19 protein-coding genes are annotated in these 20142 nt (G+C 32.7%); 3 read left to right on the top strand and 16 right to left on the bottom strand.

All coding sequences use genetic code 11. The annotated features are described in order from the left end of the window. The first annotated feature begins 2 nt into the window (after positions 1 to 2). Genes hslU through CIGN_RS03920 form a run of 3 tightly spaced genes read left to right on the top strand, consistent with a single transcriptional unit; the run spans position 3 to position 3221 of the window. Positions 3 to 1325, top strand: a complete 1323-nt coding sequence (hslU, locus tag CIGN_RS03930) for an ATP-dependent protease ATPase subunit HslU (RefSeq protein ID WP_086302287.1) — start codon at positions 3 to 5, stop codon at positions 1323 to 1325. Continuing rightward, on the top strand, positions 1322 to 2200 hold the full coding sequence (gene era, locus CIGN_RS03925; RefSeq protein WP_086233172.1) for a GTPase Era: 879 nt from the start codon (positions 1322 to 1324) through the stop codon (positions 2198 to 2200). Before hslU ends, era begins: the two co-directional genes overlap by 4 nt. Before the next feature lies 1 nt (position 2201). Continuing rightward, complete coding sequence (locus CIGN_RS03920) at positions 2202 to 3221, top strand: bifunctional 3,4-dihydroxy-2-butanone 4-phosphate synthase/GTP cyclohydrolase II (protein WP_086302285.1); 1020 nt, start codon at positions 2202 to 2204, stop codon at positions 3219 to 3221. 132 nt (positions 3222 to 3353) lie between these two features. Here CIGN_RS03920 and CIGN_RS03915 read toward each other — a convergent pair whose 3' ends face one another. The 16 genes from CIGN_RS03915 to pseA all read right to left on the bottom strand — a co-directional run bounded on the left by CIGN_RS03915 (position 3354) and on the right by pseA (position 20112). Next, the gene (locus CIGN_RS03915; protein ID WP_086253281.1) at positions 3354 to 5102 is read right to left on the bottom strand and encodes a DUF262 domain-containing protein; all 1749 of its coding nucleotides are present in this window, start codon (positions 5100 to 5102) and stop codon (positions 3354 to 3356) included. Positions 5103 to 5131: 29 nt separating this feature from the next. Beyond that, positions 5132 to 5659: a molybdopterin adenylyltransferase gene (gene mog / locus CIGN_RS03910; RefSeq protein WP_086228986.1), complete on the bottom strand. Its 528-nt coding sequence runs from the start codon at positions 5657 to 5659 to the stop codon at positions 5132 to 5134. Beyond that, positions 5649 to 7322 (bottom strand): AAA family ATPase, encoded by a 1674-nt coding sequence (locus CIGN_RS03905; RefSeq protein WP_086302283.1) that lies wholly within the window; start codon positions 7320 to 7322, stop codon positions 5649 to 5651. Before CIGN_RS03905 ends, mog begins: the two co-directional genes overlap by 11 nt. Continuing rightward, entirely contained in the window at positions 7309 to 8553 is a 1245-nt protein-coding gene (mtaB, locus tag CIGN_RS03900; protein WP_086302281.1) for a tRNA (N(6)-L-threonylcarbamoyladenosine(37)-C(2))-methylthiotransferase MtaB, read from the bottom strand. Before mtaB ends, CIGN_RS03905 begins: the two co-directional genes overlap by 14 nt. Then, a complete protein-coding gene (locus tag CIGN_RS03895; RefSeq protein ID WP_086302280.1) occupies positions 8550 to 10103 on the bottom strand; it encodes a mechanosensitive ion channel family protein in 1554 nt (517 codons plus the stop codon). The genes mtaB and CIGN_RS03895 overlap by 4 nt, the downstream gene beginning before the upstream one ends. Next, positions 10100 to 11134 carry a 3-dehydroquinate synthase gene (gene aroB / locus CIGN_RS03890; RefSeq protein ID WP_086302278.1) on the bottom strand — a complete coding sequence of 345 codons (1035 nt, stop codon included), beginning with the start codon at positions 11132 to 11134 and terminating at the stop codon, positions 10100 to 10102. The genes CIGN_RS03895 and aroB overlap by 4 nt, the downstream gene beginning before the upstream one ends. Positions 11135 to 11184: 50 nt before the next feature. After that, a complete protein-coding gene (locus CIGN_RS03885; RefSeq protein ID WP_086302276.1) occupies positions 11185 to 12423 on the bottom strand; it encodes an RNA polymerase factor sigma-54 in 1239 nt (412 codons plus the stop codon). After that, on the bottom strand, positions 12423 to 13151 hold the full coding sequence (lptB, locus tag CIGN_RS03880; protein WP_086302274.1) for an LPS export ABC transporter ATP-binding protein: 729 nt from the start codon (positions 13149 to 13151) through the stop codon (positions 12423 to 12425). The genes CIGN_RS03885 and lptB overlap by 1 nt, the downstream gene beginning before the upstream one ends. Further along, positions 13144 to 13542 (bottom strand): tRNA (adenosine(37)-N6)-threonylcarbamoyltransferase complex ATPase subunit type 1 TsaE, encoded by a 399-nt coding sequence (gene tsaE / locus CIGN_RS03875; protein WP_086228980.1) that lies wholly within the window; start codon positions 13540 to 13542, stop codon positions 13144 to 13146. Before tsaE ends, lptB begins: the two co-directional genes overlap by 8 nt. Next, positions 13526 to 13771 carry an RNA-binding S4 domain-containing protein gene (locus CIGN_RS03870; protein ID WP_086224676.1) on the bottom strand — a complete coding sequence of 82 codons (246 nt, stop codon included), beginning with the start codon at positions 13769 to 13771 and terminating at the stop codon, positions 13526 to 13528. Before CIGN_RS03870 ends, tsaE begins: the two co-directional genes overlap by 17 nt. Positions 13772 to 13870: 99 nt before the next feature. Then, positions 13871 to 14167 carry an HU family DNA-binding protein gene (locus CIGN_RS03865; RefSeq protein WP_086224560.1) on the bottom strand — a complete coding sequence of 99 codons (297 nt, stop codon included), beginning with the start codon at positions 14165 to 14167 and terminating at the stop codon, positions 13871 to 13873. Between the two features lie 151 nt (positions 14168 to 14318). Then, the gene (locus CIGN_RS03860; RefSeq protein WP_086242928.1) at positions 14319 to 15335 is read right to left on the bottom strand and encodes a UDP-N-acetylglucosamine--N-acetylmuramyl-(pentapeptide) pyrophosphoryl-undecaprenol N-acetylglucosamine transferase; all 1017 of its coding nucleotides are present in this window, start codon (positions 15333 to 15335) and stop codon (positions 14319 to 14321) included. Then, positions 15332 to 16519: an FtsW/RodA/SpoVE family cell cycle protein gene (locus CIGN_RS03855; protein ID WP_086233162.1), complete on the bottom strand. Its 1188-nt coding sequence runs from the start codon at positions 16517 to 16519 to the stop codon at positions 15332 to 15334. Before CIGN_RS03855 ends, CIGN_RS03860 begins: the two co-directional genes overlap by 4 nt. Before the next feature lie 9 nt (positions 16520 to 16528). Beyond that, entirely contained in the window at positions 16529 to 17590 is a 1062-nt protein-coding gene (locus CIGN_RS03850; RefSeq protein ID WP_086302272.1) for a tyrosine-type recombinase/integrase, read from the bottom strand. A gap of 17 nt (positions 17591 to 17607) precedes the next feature. Continuing rightward, positions 17608 to 18834, bottom strand: a complete 1227-nt coding sequence (locus CIGN_RS03845) for an argininosuccinate synthase (RefSeq protein WP_086224564.1) — start codon at positions 18832 to 18834, stop codon at positions 17608 to 17610. 141 nt (positions 18835 to 18975) lie between these two features. Next, positions 18976 to 20112 carry a pseudaminic acid biosynthesis protein PseA gene (pseA, locus tag CIGN_RS03840; protein ID WP_086302270.1) on the bottom strand — a complete coding sequence of 379 codons (1137 nt, stop codon included), beginning with the start codon at positions 20110 to 20112 and terminating at the stop codon, positions 18976 to 18978. Positions 20113 to 20142: the final 30 nt, after the last annotated feature.

Genomic DNA, 20142 nt, shown 5'->3' with positions numbered 1-20142 from the left:
ATATGAACTTAACACCAAAAGATATAGTAAAATTTTTAGATGATTATGTAATTGGTCAAAATGATGCTAAAAAAGTTATCGCTATTGCACTTCGTAATCGCTATAGGCGTATGCAATTGCCAGCTAATATTCAAGATGATATAGTGCCTAAAAATATCTTAATGATAGGCTCAACAGGCGTAGGTAAAACAGAGATTGCTAGGCGTCTTTCGAAACTATTTGGTTTGCCTTTTATCAAAGTCGAAGCTAGTAAATATACAGAAGTTGGCTTTGTAGGTAGAGATGTAGAGTCGATGATAAGAGATTTAGCGATGGCGGCGCTAAATTTAGTCAAACAAGAGCATCGTGAGAAAAATAGCGATAAAATAGAAGAGTATATAGAAAAGAGAATTCTAGAAAAGCTCCTTCCACCACTACCAAATGGCGCAACTGATGAGAAAAAAGAGCAATACCAAATCAGCTATGAAAAGATGAAACAAAAACTAAAAGATGGCAAGCTTGACGACCTTACTATTGAGCTAGAAATCGACCAAGCAAGCTTTGAAGCTGGGGCGAATTTACCACCTGATATGGCTGCTATGCAAGAAAGCTTTATAAAAGTAATTGGAATTACAAACAAAAAAGTCAAAAAAGAACTTAAAGTAAAAGACGCAAAAGAGAGCCTAAAAAACGAAGCTAGCGAGAAAATATTAGATATGGAAAGCATTAAAGCCGAAGCATTAAGAAGAGCTCAAAATGAAGGAATAATATTTATCGATGAGATTGACAAAGTAGCTGTGAGTAGCTCTGGTTCATCTCGCCAAGACCCTAGCAAAGAAGGCGTTCAAAGAGATCTTTTGCCTATTGTAGAAGGTAGTGATGTATCTACTAAATTTGGAACTATTAAAACTGATCATATACTATTTATAGCTGCTGGAGCATTTCACATCTCAAAGCCAAGCGATCTAATTCCTGAGCTTCAAGGTAGATTTCCACTGCGTGTAAGCCTTGATAGCTTAGATGAAGATGCCCTATATGAAATTCTAACAAAACCTAAAAATTCACTTTTAAATCAGTATAAAGCCTTACTTAATGTAGAGGGTGTAGAACTTGAATTTAGTGATGATGCTTTAAGACAAATTGCTAAACTAACTCAAAGTACCAATCAAAAAGTAGAAGATATCGGAGCTAGAAGACTTCATACTGTTATCGAAAAACTACTTGAGGATATTAGCTTTAATGCTGATGAATATAAAGGCCAGAAATTTAACATAACAAAAGAGTTAGTTGATGAAAAATTAGGGCAAATTTGCCAAGATGAAGATAGGGCAAAATATATATTATGAGAAGTGGATTTGTAACCTTAATAGGCAGAACAAATGCTGGTAAAAGCAGCCTTTTAAATTACTTGCTTGATCAAAAAATATCTATGGTCTCACATAAGCAAAATGCTACAAGACGAAAAATTTTAGGCATTGTAATGAATGAGCAAGACCAAGCAATCTTTATAGATACCCCAGGTCTTCATGATAGCGCTAAGACATTAAACAAACTAATGGTTCAAAGCGCTATTAAATCTTTAGGTGATGCAGATGCAGTAGTATTTGTAGCTAGTGTTTTTGATAGTTTAGAAAATTACGAAAAGTTCTTAAGCTTAAATACTACTTTACCTCATATAATCGCACTTACAAAGATAGATGAAGCGAGCCAAGATAAGCTATTTCAAAAGTTAAATGAGTATCAAAAATACTCAAATAATTTTCAAGCTATAGTCCCAATAACTATTAAAAAACAAGCCTATAGAAAGATTTTTTTAGATGCTCTTACCCCCCTGCTTCCAGAGCATCCTCATTACTATGATCCAGAGTTTATCACCACAACAAATGAAAAAGATATTTATAGAGATTTTATATTAGAGGCTATATTTGAGTGTGTTAGTCAAGAGGTACCATATAGTTCTGATGCGATTGTATCAAAGGTAAAACAAAAGAGCGATATCTTAGAAATCGAGGCTAAAATTATAACAGATAATACCCACCATAAGGCAATTTTAATAGGCAAAAATGGTGCTACTATTAAGCGTATTGGAATTGTGGCTCGCAAAATTATAAGTGAATTTAATAATCAAAAAGTATTTATTAAATTAAATGTAGAGATAGATAAAAACTGGCATACTAATGAAAATAGCATTAAAAAATATTTAGATTTAAAAGGAAATTAAGATGGCTTTTGAGAGAGTTTTGCAAGCTATAGATGATATAAAAAATGGCAAAATGATAGTCATGGTAGATGATGAAGATAGAGAAAATGAGGGCGATATAGTATTTGCTGCAGCCTTTAGCGATGTGCAAAAAGTCAATTTTATGATCACTCACGCTAGAGGTGTTTTATGTACCCCACTTAGTAAAGAGTTAGCTGATAAATTTGATCTATATCCTATGGTTGGAACAAATACTAGCTCTCATGAGACAGCATTTACTATTAGCATTGATGCTAAAAAGGCGACCACTGGAGTAAGCGCATATGAAAGAGATATGACAATTAAAATGTTAGTAGATAGTGCTACAAAGGCTGATGATTTTGTCCGTCCAGGTCATATATTTCCACTAATTGCTAAAAGTGGTGGCGTGTTAGAGCGAACTGGACATACTGAAGGCAGTATAGATCTATGTAGATTGGCTGGTCTTGCTCCAGTATCTGTAATCTGCGAGATAGTAAATGATGATGGTACGATGGCTAGACGCGATGATTTAGAAAAATTCTGCGATAAATTTAATCTAAATATGGTAAGCATAGCTGAGATTATAGAGTATCGCCTCCATCATGAAAAATTAATTAGTGTTGATGAGCTAGGAGAGTCGCAAATAGCTGGTAAAAAAGCACACAAATATAGCATAACAGATCATTTGGGTAATACGCATTTTGCTTTTACTTTTGGCAATATAAATACCAAAACAAATGTAAAATTTCATAAGATAAAAGATGATATAGAGCTTTTAAATTCATATAAATTTAATGAGTTTTTATCTCACATAGAACTACTAGATAGTGAAGGTGGAATACTGATATTTTTAGCCGGCAATGAAGATGATAGCGGACTTATTAAAAACTATGGTATAGGAGCGCAGATTTTAAAATACTTTGGTGCTAGCGATATTGAGATTTTAAGTTCGAGCGAATTTAAAGAGTTTGTAGCTATTAGTGGATTTGGGTTAAATATTTTAGGACAAAAATCACAATAAAATCAATTGAAAGTTATAATGTTAGAATATTTATAAGTTTTATAAATATTCTAATCAATTTAAGCTAGATTTTATCAAATTAAACCAGGTAAAATCTTAATAGCTTTATATCTATCCTCATGATAAAAGTTCTTAAAATACACTGGTAAAAAATTTACTAAATGCATCATAAATTTGCTTATTTCTTTTTTCTATATCGCATTTTAACCAATCCTTTTGTGAACTTGCAGATAAATCTCGTGCTTCTATAAAATAAGAATCTTTGTATATCTCTTTCTTTTTATTAAAATACCCATTTCCAGCCTGAATATTTAATTTTTTCTCTAAAAACATTTTATTACCAATTTGTTCTAAATATTCTTGTGCTTCTTTTTCATCCCAGCCATTATAATTTGTATTTTGCCAATTTCTAGGAAAAATATGCTCAATCTCAGCTTTTACTAAACTATAATTTTTATTATCTTTGTTCCATTCCATTACTTGATTTTGATTATACATAATAGCATAAAGAGCTAAAATATAGCGAATTTGCTGAGGTCTAGCTTTTTTTGAGAAGTCTATAAAATTTTCTAATGATGGTATTTTTAAATCCGGTAAATTTATACTTGGCTCAAAAATATTTGTTCTTTTATTTTCTCTAATAATATTTACATTTGCTTTCATAAGACCCCAGAATAATCCAGAACTTCCACCTTTTCCATATATAAGCCCCAATGCATTATACGCTACAAGTTGCGGCAAGATTATATCAAAAATATCACTATTTTTATTCTTTTTATACTCATAAAAACACACACTTACAACCATTTGCCATAATCTATTTTGAAAGGCATTTAAAATCGCAAAATATTTTTGAGCTTGTGGATTTAAATAATTATAAGGATTGCACCAAAACTCACCCAATTGTTTAATAAATTCAAAAGTTTCTTCTTTATTTAATAAATCTTCATTTGCAGCAAAATTCGCTTTTTTATTTTTAGAGTTTTCTTTATCTTTTTTAGTCCAAAACTCAAGCACGCCAGGAATAACTGTATCAACCTCACTATACTGCGCTCTAATGATGTGTTCATATTGAGTAAATAAGAAACTAATATCTTCTTTTTTAAGATAGCTTGAGTTTTGAATTTGATTTTCTAAAGCTTTCCACTCTTTTGCAAATTCCATCCTATCTTTATCATTTTTATTAGTAAAAATCAATCCTTTAAAAATATCAGCTGGGCTTAAAGAGACACCTCTATTATTCAATGTATTAAAAATTCTTAAAGCTTTATCACGACCATCGCATTCAATTGGTAAAATTACACAATTTTGCAATAAACATAAACAAAAATTAAACCACTCCGTAGGTTTGTCTTTTGCTAATTCATCAATTTTATTTTGAAATAATATAAAATTTTTCTCATATAAAGATAATTTTTTACTCTCTTTATCAATAATTAAGTTATCTTTAAAAATATTTTCCAAGCTTTGATTGTCTAAATCTGTAGCCACCTCGCTTTTAAAATGAGCTTCATCAAAATTAATATTTCCAGTCAAAGAGTTTATATCCCAAAGACAAGAAGCCAAATTGTCTTTTAGTTTATCAATACCATTTTGCCCTCTTGCTTTTTCATATAATGCACGAATAAATAAACATAAAGTTGTAGTTCTTTGTTGTCCATCAATAATGTTTTGTTTGCCATTTTCCTTATAAATCACCACAGAACCTAAAAAATATTCCTCATCTTCTTCTTTATTTTCAAAGAAATTATAAACATCTTCCCATAACTGTTCACACTCATCTTCGCTCCAGACATAATTTCTTTGATACATAGGGATTAAAAATTTATTTTTTGATAGATACTCAAATATACTCTTTCTTTCCGCTCTCATTTCTGCCATTTAATATTCCTTTTATTATTTTTAATTATCTACTTCTTCTTTGGTCTAAATACTTTTATAATATTCTCATCGCACTCAATATAAGCCGCACCAATTAGGTCTAGACAATATGGAATTGCTGGGAAAATAGGTTCCAAACACTCTTTAATCGCTTTTGGCTGACCTGGTAGATTAATTATTAAGCTCTGGTCTTTAATGCCGGCTGTTTGGCGAGATAAAATAGCTGTAGGAACATACTTTAAACTACTACTTCGCATTAATTCACCAAATCCTGGTAGCATTTTCTCACATACAGCCTCAGTTGCTTCAGGTGTTACATCTCTAGGTGCTGGCCCTGTCCCGCCAGTAGTAAATACTATATCACAACCTTGCTCACACATTTGTTCTAGACTATTTACTATTAACTCATAATCATCAGGTATAACCCTATAAATAAACTCTAAATCGCTTATTACCCACTCTTTTAGTATATTTTGAATCGCCACACCGCTCTCATCTGCATAGACTCCAGCACTTGCTCTATCGCTTAGTGTTAATACTCCTATTTTAGCCATTATTTATCCTTTGTATTATCATTATTACATCAGCTCTACTTGCTAATTCATTCTCTAGTAAAAATTTAGCCAAGGCATCTATCTCAGATCTCATCTTATCTATTAGTCCATTTACTTCGCTGCGAATTCGTTCTAAAAGCTCTCTAGTCTCATCATCACTAGGCATAATCCTATCCCCCATTCCATACTCCATTACTAGTTCCCTAGCGATATTTTTAGCTATTTTTATATCATTTTTAGAATTAGTATATAGTTCACCAGTGATTAAATTCATCGCACAAATACCAGCTAAATGAACTTTAATAAGCCCCAAAAGATCACTTTTTGAGCTTAAAAATGTATCGCTAGCACCAAATTTATCATTTAAAAGTGAAATTTGATTAAAATTAATACCGCAAAACTCAGCCATTAGCGCCTTAGCTGATTGATAAATAGCTTGGATTTGCTTTTCGTTTTGACTTAGACTATGAAGGTGTTTTTTACCATCAATTACCCTATTTTCCACTGCCTTGAAGTCATCATTATTTATAATCTCTCTGCCATTTCTTAATGCATTTATGGCTGCTTCATTTACTAGTGTTGCAAGTGCTGCTCCGCTAAATCCAGTTGTACTTCTAGCTACAAAACCAATATCTACTGAGTGTCTTTTGCCTTGCAAATATATACTAAGTATATCATTTCTATCGCTAATATCAGGCATTCCTACAAATATACGCCTATCAAATCTTCCACTACGCAATAAAGCTTCGTCCATCATCTCAATCTTATTAGTTGCTGCTATTACAACTACACCGCTACTGCTTAAAAACCCATCCATTTCAGTTAAGAGCTGATTTAGTGTAGCCTCTCTCTCATCGCTTCTATTGCCGCCACGAGCTTTGCCTACTGCATCAATCTCATCAATAAAGATTATACTTGGTGCATATGTTTTAGCCATACTAAAAAGCTCTCTGACACGCTTTGCCCCCATACCAGCATAAATTTGGACAAAATTTGCTCCACTTTGGTAAAAAAATGGCACATTTGCCTCTCCAGCTACTGCTTTGGCTATTAGTGTTTTGCCAACACCTGGAGGGCCTACCATTAGCACGCCTTTTGGCATTTTAATGCCTAAATTTGAATATTTAGTTGGATTTTTTAAAAAATCTACTATCTCAATTAGCTCACTTTTTACATCTTTAATCCCTGCAACATCGTTAAATGAGATATCTGAGACTACTGGAGTTATCTGATTAGATACACTCTCAAGTAGATTGGCTGACTCACTTTTTTCTTGTGGTTTTTTTGCCACCTTAATAAGTGGTGTAAATTTAATAACCACAAATGCCACTACAGCTAAAAGCATTAAAATCAAAATTACCCAAATCAAGCCACCATCACCACTACTCTCTACTGCGACCCTTTGACCTAACTCGCTTAAGCTTATCATCTCTTTTGGAATTATATAACTTCTATTTAATGCTTTAATTATCACACTATCGCCATCTATTATAGCATTTTGAATAGCTCCAGCTTGCAAAAAATTATCATACTCTAATAGGGTAATTTTACTAGGCATCGAGCGAAAAATAGCAATTACAAATAGCAATACTAAAACAATACTAGCTGCGATTATGGCTGATTTTTTATTAAATTTAGGTAGCTTTATTTGGCTAAATTTGAGCATAATTAGATTCCTGCATAATTTCATAATCTGTTATATGTATCCACTCTTTTGCTATATTTTTAGAACTTTTAATTTTGATTTTATTATAATATTGATCCCAACCCTCATAGATATCTCCATTTGATTGTTTCTCTACTAACACATCTAGCGGTCTATCGGCATTGTTTTGTCTAAATTTTAGATTATTTTGTGCTACGATATTTTGAAGCGTTTTTAGCCGCTCTTTAGCAATTTGAGAATCAACATCCATAGGCATTGTGGCTGATTTGGTGCCATTGCGTGGGCTAAAGATAAAGGCATGAATATGCGTTAATGGAAATTTATTAAAATTCTCTATAGCTTCATTCCATATTTGCGGCGTTTCACCTGGATGCCCTACGATAAAATCAGTTCCTAACGCAAACCCCATTGAGCTTAGCTCACAAAATAGATCTAAATCTCTTAAGGCTCTATTTCTTCTATTCATTATAGTAAGCATCTGTTGACTGGTATGCTGAAGTGCTATATGCAGATGCCTCTCTAACCATGGCTCATGTAAAATTTCTCTAAAACTCTCATCAATCTGACTTGGTTCAATACTTCCAAGACGAATTCGCTTAATTCCATTAATTTTACCCAAATGCGCTACTAATCTGCCAAGACTAGTTCCAATACCTTTGCCGTAGCTACCGATATTAGTACCAGTTAATACTATCTCGCTATAGCCATTACTTGCTAAAATTTTAGCCTCTTTTAATATTATATCCTCATCTATACTTCTACTAAATCCCCTAACACTTGGAATAATACAGTAGCTACAGGCAAAATCGCATCCTTCTTGAATTTTAATAAAAGCTTTGGTGTGATTTTCATAGTTACTTACTATATTTTTATCGATGAAATTTAGATCTCCTAGCTCATAAAACGGCTCACTCTTGCCTAACATTTCATCAATTTTACTCTTATTGCTAGCACCAAGAACTCCAAAAATAGCTGAACTTTTAAATAATTCATCACCTTTGCTAACTGCTCCACAACCAGTTAAGATTACTTTTTTGCCGCTATTACGCATACTGTTTATATAGTTTCTTACTCCGCTATCTGCACCATTTGTAACAGTACATGAATTTACCACTATAATATCAGCGATATTATCATCATTAACTATTTCATAATTTTTTACATAACTTTTTAAAAGCTCAGTATCATAGATATTTGTCCTACATCCAAATGTTTTAAAATATACTTTCAATCTAAATTTTCCTTATCTAATTCTAATTGTTGATCGATTTTACCAGTATGTCTTCCCATAAATAGCGTCTGAGTCGGATAAGCGATTTTGATATCATTTTCAGCATTTAATGCCTCTATAATCTCGGCGCTAATAGTGCTTCTAAGGGCTAGTGTGCCATATGAGTTATTCATATACCAAACACTAATATTAATCCCATAAGGCTCAAAAAAACTAAATATCCTAGGTTCAACATTTGTATTTTTGATATTATACTGATCTCGTAATTTATTCATCTGCTGCTTAGCTATATCAGTATAACCTTTTGAATACTTTCTTGCAATATTTTTAATTATATGCATCGCTTTTTTGTGATTACTATCATAACTTAGCATTATATCAATCCCATCCCATACGGTTTTCATACCGCTATGAGTATAATTAGCTATTAACTCTGTAAATATATAGTTATTTGGTATAAATATAATCCTGCCGCTTCTGCGATTTACTTTATATGTCGTTAGTGTAATGTCTTCATAAATTGTCATTCTAAGTAAGCTAATATCTATAATATCACCTACATAATCTCCATTTTGATATCTTACACGAATTCTATCACCCACATGAAATGTCCCACCAAATATAATCACACTCCACCCAAGTAAACTCATAAACATATCTTTCATAGCAATTGCTAAACCAGCAGAGGCAAAACCAAGAATCGTAACCATATAGCTAACATTTTCTATATATGCAAAGAGCAAAATAAATATTATGATAGTAAAGTTTATAACATTTATAAATTTATTTATAGTGTAGAATTTTTGATTATCAATTACATATTTTTTGGCTGTAAATTTAAGTAAAAATCCAATCAAAATCACAATAATAATAGTAAAAAATATAGTTAATGTCTCTTTGATCTGTGAAGTTAGGCTATCAGTAGCACGGCTAATTGTCTCATCTAATCTAGTCTGATATACTCCAAATGTTGTTGTGGCAATCTCTTTGGCGATATTAAATTCACTTAAAGTTCTATTAATCTCAACTAAATTTGCGTAATTTGCTGCTGTTTTATTTAAATCATATAGCTCTTGAAGCAAATTTTGCTTCTTGCTAAGAATATCTACAGCTACTTCAAGCTGAGCTAAGCGACTATAATACTCACTTTTTTGTCCTTTTAAACGCTTAATATATGAAAATCCACCGATTATAGCAATCGGATTTGTGATTTTGTACTCCTCTTCTACATCTGGCACAGCTAGCATACTTTGAAATGGAGATTTTTCATACTCTTTTAATAACTCAATCTGCTCTTTTAAGCTTGAAACTCTGCTATTTAATTCATCTTTATTTTGTTCAAATTTACCATTTTTTAATTGATTTTGAGCCTGTTCTAACTCCAAAAGAAGATTTTGATATGTGTTGTAATTGGCATATTTTATCAGCCAGATATTGCCTTTTAAAGTTGCGTCTAATCTATTTATATTCTCATTTAGTATCGAAATTTGACTCTCCTCAGCCATTAAAGAGAGAGCCAAAAATAGCAAAATTTTTATAATTTTACTCATTTAAATAGCCCTAAAACTTCTAATACTCGCTCTTTAGAAATATCACTTTTTATAAGATTTTTGCCAATTCCATTAGGTAGGATAAATTTAATCACGCTATTTTCACTCTTCTTATCTAGACTAAATGCGTTATAAAATGCGTTTTCATCTTTGATTTTATACTTTGTTGGTAGATCAAATTTGATTAATAAATTCTCTATCCTATCAAATTCCTTAACACTTAAAAGCCCTAAATTTACCGCTAATCTATTTGCCATATTCATCCCTATAGCCACCGCTTCACCGTGTAAAAGCCCCTTGTAATTTAGCTCGTTTTCTATCACATGAGCAAAGGTATGCCCATAATTTAACACCGCTCTAAGCCCCTTTTCACGCTCATCTTGGCTAACTACCATAGCTTTTAACTCAACGCATCGTTTGATAATTTTGGTTAAATCATCTTGATTATTTATATCACAACTCTCAAAAAATTCAAAAAACTCCCTATCAAACATAATAGCCATCTTAATCGCCTCAGCGATCCCAGCGGCAAACTCACGCTTAGGCAAACTCTTTAAAAATCTACTCTCACAATAGACTGCCTTAGGTTGATAAAAACTACCGATTAGATTTTTACCAAATTTATTATTTACCCCAGTTTTGCCACCCACACTAGCATCAACTTGAGCCAAAAGAGTAGTAGGGATAGCAATAAAGTCAATCCCACGCTCATAAATACTAGCCGTAAATCCGCTCATATCGCTAATCACCCCACCACCAAGAGCAATTATAGTGCTAGAGCGATCCAATCTACTTACAAAAAGCTGTTCTAAAATATCTTCGATTGTAGCTAAATTTTTATACTCTTCTCCATCTGCTATGGTGATTACATACTTTTCATCAGCTTCAACTATTGATAAGATATCATTTAGGTATAATCCACCAACTTTGGAATTTGTGATGATTGCGACTTTGCCTTTGAATTTAAGCTTAGAAAGCTCATCTATATATACTTTGTAGCTATTTTTATCTAAATTTATATCAATTTGCATATTTTATCCTTTTTTTGATTTTATCCAACTCACCTTTAATTACTCTTTAATTATCCTTGAATTGCGTATAATTTTTTGCGTTCGCTTGAGCTAGCGATATTTAGCATTTTGCGATATTTGGTTATTGTTCTTCTAACTAGCTTGATATTAAATTCATCTTCAATCTTAGCCAAAATCGCCTCATCACTAAGTGGCTTAGCCCTATTTTCATTTTTAATTAAATTTAATAAAAACTCCTTAATAGCAGCATTTGAAACCTCCTCGGCAGCGGCTGCGGCAAAGAAGTTTTTAAGCGGGACGATTCCACGCTTTGAGCTTAGATATTTATTTTGGATCGCACGGCTAATTGTAGATGGATTTCTACCTAAATCCTCAGCAATATCTTTTAATTTCATCGGCTTTATATCGCCACCAAAAAAGTAGTCGTATTGATACTCTATTATCATTAAGCCAATTTTATGAAGTGTGGATTTACGCATCTCTAAAGCATCAATTAGATCTTTTGCCTCTTTTATTTTACTTGAGACGAATTCACTTTTTTCATCTATACCTTCAATATCTATATGAATATTTGGATAAAATTCATCATTTATAGCTACTTCAATCCCGCCATCACTATCATAGACAAATATATCAGGTATTACCAACATCTCATTATCCATATACTCAATTGCTGGAGGATTTTTAAATTTCTTTAGTAAGCTCATAGCAGCTTCATAATTTTTACGCTTTGTAAATTTGCTTATATTTTCAAAATTTTGAATAATTTCAACACAAAGCTCATAAATCTCATCATTATCGCAAAGCTCATCAAGTTGAAATATAAAACTCTCTTTATAATCTACGGCCCCCACCCCAACAGGCTCTAAATAGGCAAATCTAGCACGAACTCGCTCAACTTCATCTTTACTAAATCCTATAAAAATTCCATCATCCCACTCAAAATAACCTTCACTATTAATACACTCTATAATCAAATTTGCAATCTCTTTGGATTTTTTAGATGGAAATAATTTATCATCAATTTGCGAACTTAGCTTTTCATACAAGCTCTCTTTATAAATGATACTAGATTCTATAGTATCGCTAATACTTGTTTTATAGATATCGCTGTAGAAATTTAACGATCTACTTTTTGGGTTTGGCTCAAGCTGTACAAATGGATTTTTCTCGATAAATGGTTCTAAAGTCTCCTTTAACTCATCACTAGCAACCTGTAAAATTGGCAACCAGCTACGTAGAGTCTGATTTAATTTAGTTTTTGCAGTGAGCTTTTGAGAGAGTTTCATTAGTCTAACAATCTAAACTCTTCACCCAGATAATGGGTTCTAACAAGCTGATTATTTGCCACCTCTTTTGCGCTTCCACTAGCTAGCAGCGTTCCACTTTTTATTACATAAGCTCTATCGCAGATTGCTAAAGTTTCACGCACATTATGATCAGTGATTAAGATTCCAATATTTAGCTTTTTTAAATCATTTATAATACTTTGAATATCAGCTACTGCAATTGGGTCAACCCCAGCAAAAGGTTCATCAAGTAGTAAAAATTTAGGCATAATCATCAAACTTCTAGCAATTTCACATCTTCGCCTCTCACCGCCACTTAGACTAAGCCCTTTTCTAGAACGAATCGGCTCTATATTTAGCAAATTTAGCATCTCTTCAACCTTTGCATCGATGCTTTTGCTATCTTTATATACTATTTGTGCTGCTAAAGTTAGATTTTCTTCAACTGTTAAATCCTTAAAAATACTACTTTCTTGAGGTAAATAGCCAATACCTTGCATAGCTCTTTTATGTAATGGATTAGACGTTATATCTTTACCATCTAGCATAATCTGTCCACTACTAGGCAAGATTAATCCGCAAATCATATAAAATGTCGTAGTTTTACCAGCACCATTTGGCCCTAAAAGTCCTACGACTTCACCGCTTTTAATCTCTAACGAAACACCGTTTATAATATTTGTTTTTTTAATATTTTTCTTTAAATTTAAGACTTCTAATCTATGCATATCTTACCTCATAAACTCTCTCATTCCCACTAACTATAATATCCACAATACAGATATCTAACCCATTTTTGTTAGCAAATTTAAGCAGCTCATCATCGGCCCATTCAACAATATGTAAACCATCTTCATATAAATTCTCATACAGACCATTTCTTTTAATAGCCTCAAATCCGCCCTGATAAATATCATAATGGTAAATTTGACCATAATCTTGCATTATACTAAAAGTTGGAGAGGTTACAATAGCTGGATTATTCTTATTTATGATAGCTTTACTAAGTGTTGTTTTGCCACTGGCTAGATTACCTCTAAGGGCAATAATTCCACTATTTGGTAACTCATTTATAAGAGTATCTAGCTCATTTAAGCCTAACTTAAATCTCTTTAACATAGCTATTTTGATCGCTTTTTGGAATTGATTTAGTTGCTGGAATAGCTACAACCTCATAGCTCACCTCTTTAGCAATAAATTTAATCGTAATCTTATCGCCAATTTTAACATCTTTGCTAGGTTTTGCTACAATACCATTGATACTCACAACGCCACTTTTACACATATCTTCGCTAATGGCTCTACGCTTAGTAATATTAACTGTATTTAAAAATTTATCTACTCTCATAGACATATTTTAGCTAAATTTGGCTGAATTTTGATTTTAATTTATAAATTTTATGATGGAATATAACATAAAACCCTCTTCAAGTGAAGAGGGAGAAGATTATTTTTTCTTACAAGTTTTGCAGCTAGCAACTGCATCTTTTAAATTTTTACCAACTTTAAATTTAACAACTTTTTTAGCTGGAACTTTAACTTCTTTACCAGTACTTGGAACTTTAGCTGTTCTAGCAGCTCTTTCTGATATACTAAAAGTACCAAAACCAACAAAAGTTACGCTATCGCCTTTTGTTAGCACTTCGCTAATTGTCTCAAGCACACCATCAAGTGCAGCTTCTGCATCTTTTTTAGTTAAGCTGGCTTTAGCAGCTACTAGGCCTACAAATTCTGCTTTTGTCATTGTTAATCCTTATGTGGAAATTTACATTCTAATTCTACACTATTTTACCGCTAAATTCAAGGGTTTAGTCCATTTTTACATAAAAATTAAGCCATTTTGCACAATTTTTTGATATAAATTTAAAACTTCTAAGTAAATAGCCATAAAATCACTATTTTTTACAATTTTTCAAAATCTCATTAATGATAATTTTTGAGCCGTTTTTATCTATTAAATTTAATAGTTTTTGAGAAATTTCTTTTAAATTTGCACTATAAATCATCTCTTTTACACTATCTAAATTTAACTCATCTTGACTTACAATCATTCCAGCACCTTGATCGCACAAAAATTTTGCATTATAAAATTGATGATTATTAGCAGCATAAGGAAATGGAATAAAAATCGTAGGTAACCCAGCCGCACAAAGTTCCCAAATAGTGCTAGCCCCAGCCCTACTAATACAAAAATCAGCTCTATTCATATAATGTTCAATATCTTTACTAAAAGCAAAAACTTCAGCCTCTATATTTAGTTCTTGATATTTACGTATCATTGCATCATACTCTTTTTGGCCACATTGATGAATAATTTTTATACCATTTTGGGCTAAATTTGGAGCTAAATTTAATGCTAAAGTATTAATAAAATTAGCTCCTTGTGAACCACCTAAAAATAAAATTACTTTAAAATCTTGCCTAATTCTAGCAATTTTAAAAAATCTATCATCCACTGGATAATCAAATTTTGGCTTAAAATATGAGCTAAAAAATCCTTTAGCAAACGGTTTTAACAATAAATTTAATCTACCAATTATTGCATTTTGCTCGTGAATATATAGCCTTTTATTATATATAATCGCTCCAATAGCCGCAGGTGCTGCACTATATCCGCCTACACTAATTATCATTTTAATGCCATGAGTATCAAAAATATGCTTACATTTAAATGCTAAATTTAAAATATTAACTAAAGATAATACCTTGCCAAATCCACGTTTATTTACTACACCACTACTATCTAAAAAATAGCAAGCTTCAAATATATCTGAATCTTCAAACCACATTCTATCTTGCCCACTACTTGAACCAATAAAAATAGCTTTAAGGCCACGCAAATTTAGCTCACGTCCAAGCGCTCTAGCAATAGCCAAATGCCCGCCAGTTCCACCACCGGTTATAGCAATCATGATAAATCTGCCTTTTTACTAATCATAAGTACCATTCCAATTCCTACACAAAGTGCTAAAATAGAGCTACCACCATAACTTAAAAACGGAACAGCAATCCCTTTAATTGGCGTAATTGATGTAATGCCATATGAATTAATCAAAAATGCCATAGTAATAATCGTACCAACACCTAGCCCAAATAGATGATATACTCTATTTTTGTTTCTTGAAGAGATCTTAAGTATTCTAAAAATTACATAAATCATCATCAAAGTAATACAAAAAATACCAATAAATCCAATTTCTTCAGCAATTCCAGCAAGCACAAAATCTGTGTGAACCTCACTTAAAAATCCAAGCTTAAAAGTCCCATTACCAAGCCCCACACCAAAAAACCCACCATGATAAATTGCATTTAGTGAGTGGCCTATTTGATATGGCTCTTCTGCTCCGCTAACTCTTAAAATATCAGCCATACTAGCAGGTAAAAATGACAATACAAAATCTTGATTTGTTACCCACCAAGACTGAAATCTCCTAATCCTATGCTCTTGGGTTATAATAGCAAAAAACACTAAAATCACCCCAGCCAAACCAAACAAACCAAAAAATCTCTTACTAGTCCCGGCAAATGTCGCCAAAACTATCAAAGTTAGTGCCAAAACCACCACTTGACCTAGATCTTTTTGTAAAATTGCGATCAAAAATACCGCAATAGCAAATAAAATAAAATATGGAAAAAGTAAGACAAACTCATCTTTTAAACGCTTTTTATTGTGATCTAGTTTGCGTGTAAAACTCCATGCTAAAAAAAACACAAAACCGATTTTAAAAAATTCAACCGGAGAGAGAGAAATTGGACCAAGCCGTATCCAACGCTTTGCCCCACCAGTAACTGGTACAAGCGATGTGGGTAAAAATTGCATCACAATCATTGCTAAAAATGAACCAAAAAATAGCGTAAAACCAATTACTTCAAATGTTGTAAGTGAACCAATACAACGCTTATCTGGGTCTATTTGTGAGAGCTTCCACATAATAAAAATCCCCACAAATCCAACCACAAACTGCCTAAGGAAAAAATGATAACTAGAATAATCGTAATAAAGCACAGTAAAAGCTGGCAATGAGAGCGAAAATATCATTCCAATAGCAATCAGCACAATACAAGCATAAAATAGCCTAGAATCTACCTCATACATTTAGCTCTCCTAATCATTTAACTCTTCAGCCACTTTGGCGGCTAATTTGAGCTTATCACTATCAAAATGTGTGTAAATTCTAGATGTGTCTAGACTAGCGTGACCTAGTGCTTCTTGGACCAAGACTAGGTCTTTTTGCTTTTTATATAGCATTGTGGCAAATGTGTGCCTAAGCATGTGAGCGCCATTTTTGCCCTTTCTAATGCCAGCTTGAAATAAAATTTGCTCCACTATCCTACTCACATAAGCTTGGGTTAATTTTCCACCATTGCGATTGACAAATATATATCCATCTTGATTTATATAGTTGATAGCCATAGAGTCTAAAAGCGTATCTATGAGATGTTTTTTGACCATCACAACCCTATATTTATTGCCCTTGCCTCGTATCCTAATGATATACAAATCGCCCTCTTGGCTAATATCTTTTCGTTTTAAATTTATAGCTTCGCTCACACGCATTCCAGTAAAAATAATAATCTTTATAATTAATCTATTTCTATGCGTATTGCTCTTAAATTCAGCCGTATCAATAGCCGCTATAAATCTCTTTACTTCATCCTCACCCATAAATTCAGGCAGCTTAGCACCACGCCTTCCGCTAATTCCACCCCAATTTTTAAGCTCAATATCAAATATATGAGATTTGCCATTTTCTTCATTTTGTTTGCTTAAATAACTAAAAAAATTTATAGCCGCTATCCTATAATTTTTCTTACTCGCATCGCTTAATGAGCCAGTGCAACTAGCTAACACCTCACTGATTAAATCCTCATCAATCTGTGTAATGCTTTCTAATTCATAATAACATAGCGTTTCGTAAATTTTTTTCAGTGGGTTAAAATATGTATTTATCCCTGTTAATCCTGCATTTCTAGCAGCCTTTGCTAAAATATCAAGCTCATCAATATTATCTATATTCTTTGATAGAGCTAAATTGATACTAGCTAGGGCTTTAGGATCTTTTAATTCTTTATTTGATAAAGAATTTAACTTATACTTTACAAACCTACCAAGCCAAAATAGCATAGAGCTTTTGAAATTATCTTTACAATCTAACTTATACTTCATAGCTTGGTTAAATTCTATTAATCAATTTTTCTACCATTTTTACCAGCGATGATAAAACGAAGAGCATTTAGTTTGATAAATCCATTTGCATCTTTTTGGTCATATACACTATCTTCTTCAAAGGTGCAATAAGCTTCGTTAAATAGATTATCGCTCTTGCTATCTCTACCGATTATTATAACATTGCCTTTATATAATTCTACTCTTACTACTCCATTTACATGCTTTTGGCTCTCATCGATAGCGGCTTGAAGCATCTTTCTTTCTGGAGAAAACCAATATCCATTGTAGATTAATTTAGCATATCTTGGCATTAATTCATCTTTTAAATGAGCTGCCTCTCTATCTAAGGTTATACTCTCAATTGCCCTATGAGCTTTTAGCATTATAGTCCCACCTGGGGTTTCATAGCAGCCACGGCTTTTCATCCCTACATAGCGATTTTCGACTATATCAAGTCTGCCGATACCATGCTTAGCACCAAGTCTATTTAGCTCTTGAAGCATTTGGCTAGGATTTAACTCTTTGCCATTTAGTGCTACTGGATCGCCATTTTTGTATGTGATTTCAATGATTTCACTCTCATTTGGAGCATCTTTTGGACTTGTAGTCCAACGCCACATATCATCTTCAGGTGCGTTATTTGGATCTTCTAAAATCAACCCTTCATAAGATATATGAAGCAAATTCGCATCCATTGAGTATGGAGATTTACCCTTTTTCTTGCTAATATCTATTCCATGTTTTGCAGCGTAAGCTAGAAGTTTTTCACGACTATCTAGATCCCACTCTCTCCAAGGGGCAATAACTTTGATATTTGGATTTAAAGCATAAGCACCAATCTCAAATCTAACTTGATCATTTCCCTTGCCCGTAGCACCATGGCTGATACAATCAGCCCCAGTCTTTGCTGCTATCTCTACAAGTCTTTTAGCTATTAATGGTCTAGCAATCGATGTGCCTAAAAGATACTCACCTTCATATATAGCATTTGCCCTAAACATAGGAAATACAAAGTCACGCACAAACTCTTCTTTAAGATCTTCAATAAATATATTTTCAGGTTTTATACCAAGGCTAATCGCTTTTGCTCTTGCTGGCTCTACCTCTTCGCCTTGACCGATATCAGCTGTAAATGTAACAACTTCGCATTTATACTCATCTTGTAGCCACTTTAAAATTATACTAGTATCAAGTCCGCCACTATAGGCCAAAACTACCTTTTTGACATCTTTTGCTTTCATCTTTGCTCCCTTAAATAAAATGGGGTATTGTAGCCAAAATATGCTTAAAATTTGATATTTTATATGATTTGGTTATTTTGAATTTAAGTTATTATGAAGCTTGGTTAAATTTGGAGCTAGAGTTGCTCCAAATTTATAAAATTATTTGAGTATTGTATTTTCTTTGCGGATTAATGAGCCATCTATATCACGCAAAAATTTGCCATTTTCATCACATTTAAATATATCTTTATTGGTAAATGAATCTACAATTTCCCAAAACTCATCATCGCTAAATCCGCTATACTCAAGATATTTTTTAATAGCCTTTTTAGGCGGTTTACCATCATATTTATTTACTAATCTTACGCCCTCTTCTCTATCTATATAACCCAATCTAATATCGATACACGCATTATCAGTGGCTCTACCAAAGCCGTATTTGCAATATTTTAAATAATCATGTAGATGATTAGAATAGCAATCCAAATTCTCAAAATTTTCATATGTAGTCTCTACTGGGCGATCAGAACAGCTAAAGCCATGCTCTTTGGCAATCCTTAAATTCTCTTTATAATTCCATTTTACATAATACCCTAAGAATACACCAGTTACATTTACCCTTTTTAACTCTTCGTCACTTGGGTAAGTGTAAAAATATAGATCTTTTTGAGTAAGACCATCTACACCTATCATATCTTCTATACTACTTCCTAAAAGCCCGCCAAATCTATCTAGCCAAGCTTTATCTAAGATATTATTATCCTTTGATGAAGCTGGGCCACCATACTCTAATTGCGGACTTTCACCCCAAATTATTAATGGAATTCCAAAACTCACAGCAATGCGTGGCACACAAGAGAATATCCCAAGATGGTTTTGCCACTCATTATCTCCAGTTTTTTTAAAAGCTGCTTTGGCCAGTTTTTTATAGACATTTGGATCTCTTTTTATATGGATAATATCTACACCTATGCCATTTAAATTCTTTAAATTTTTGCGACCTACTTTCGTTGGAATAGTCGGCTCAAAGCATACACAAAGTGGTTTAAGACCCAAATTTAACATTGTTAAAACTTGAAAAGTAGAATCCTTGCCACCACTTACTCCAATCACACAATCATAAATTGGGTGCTTTTTATGTTTTTTAACAATCTCTAATAATTCAGCCTTTCTACTTTGCCAATCAATATCCCTATTTTTTGTCTCTTGAGATCTACAAGCATCGCAAATTCCATCTTCATCGAAATTTAAATTTGGCTTGGTATCTGGCATGACACATCTTTTACAGAATTTCATTACAACTCCTAAATTTAAAATTTTTGCCAA

This window comes from Campylobacter devanensis (assembly GCF_002139915.1).
Classification (GTDB): Bacteria; Campylobacterota; Campylobacteria; order Campylobacterales; family Campylobacteraceae; genus Campylobacter; species Campylobacter devanensis.
The sequence above is the reverse complement of the archived record's forward strand: the minus strand, read 5'-3'. Positions and strand labels throughout refer to the sequence as shown.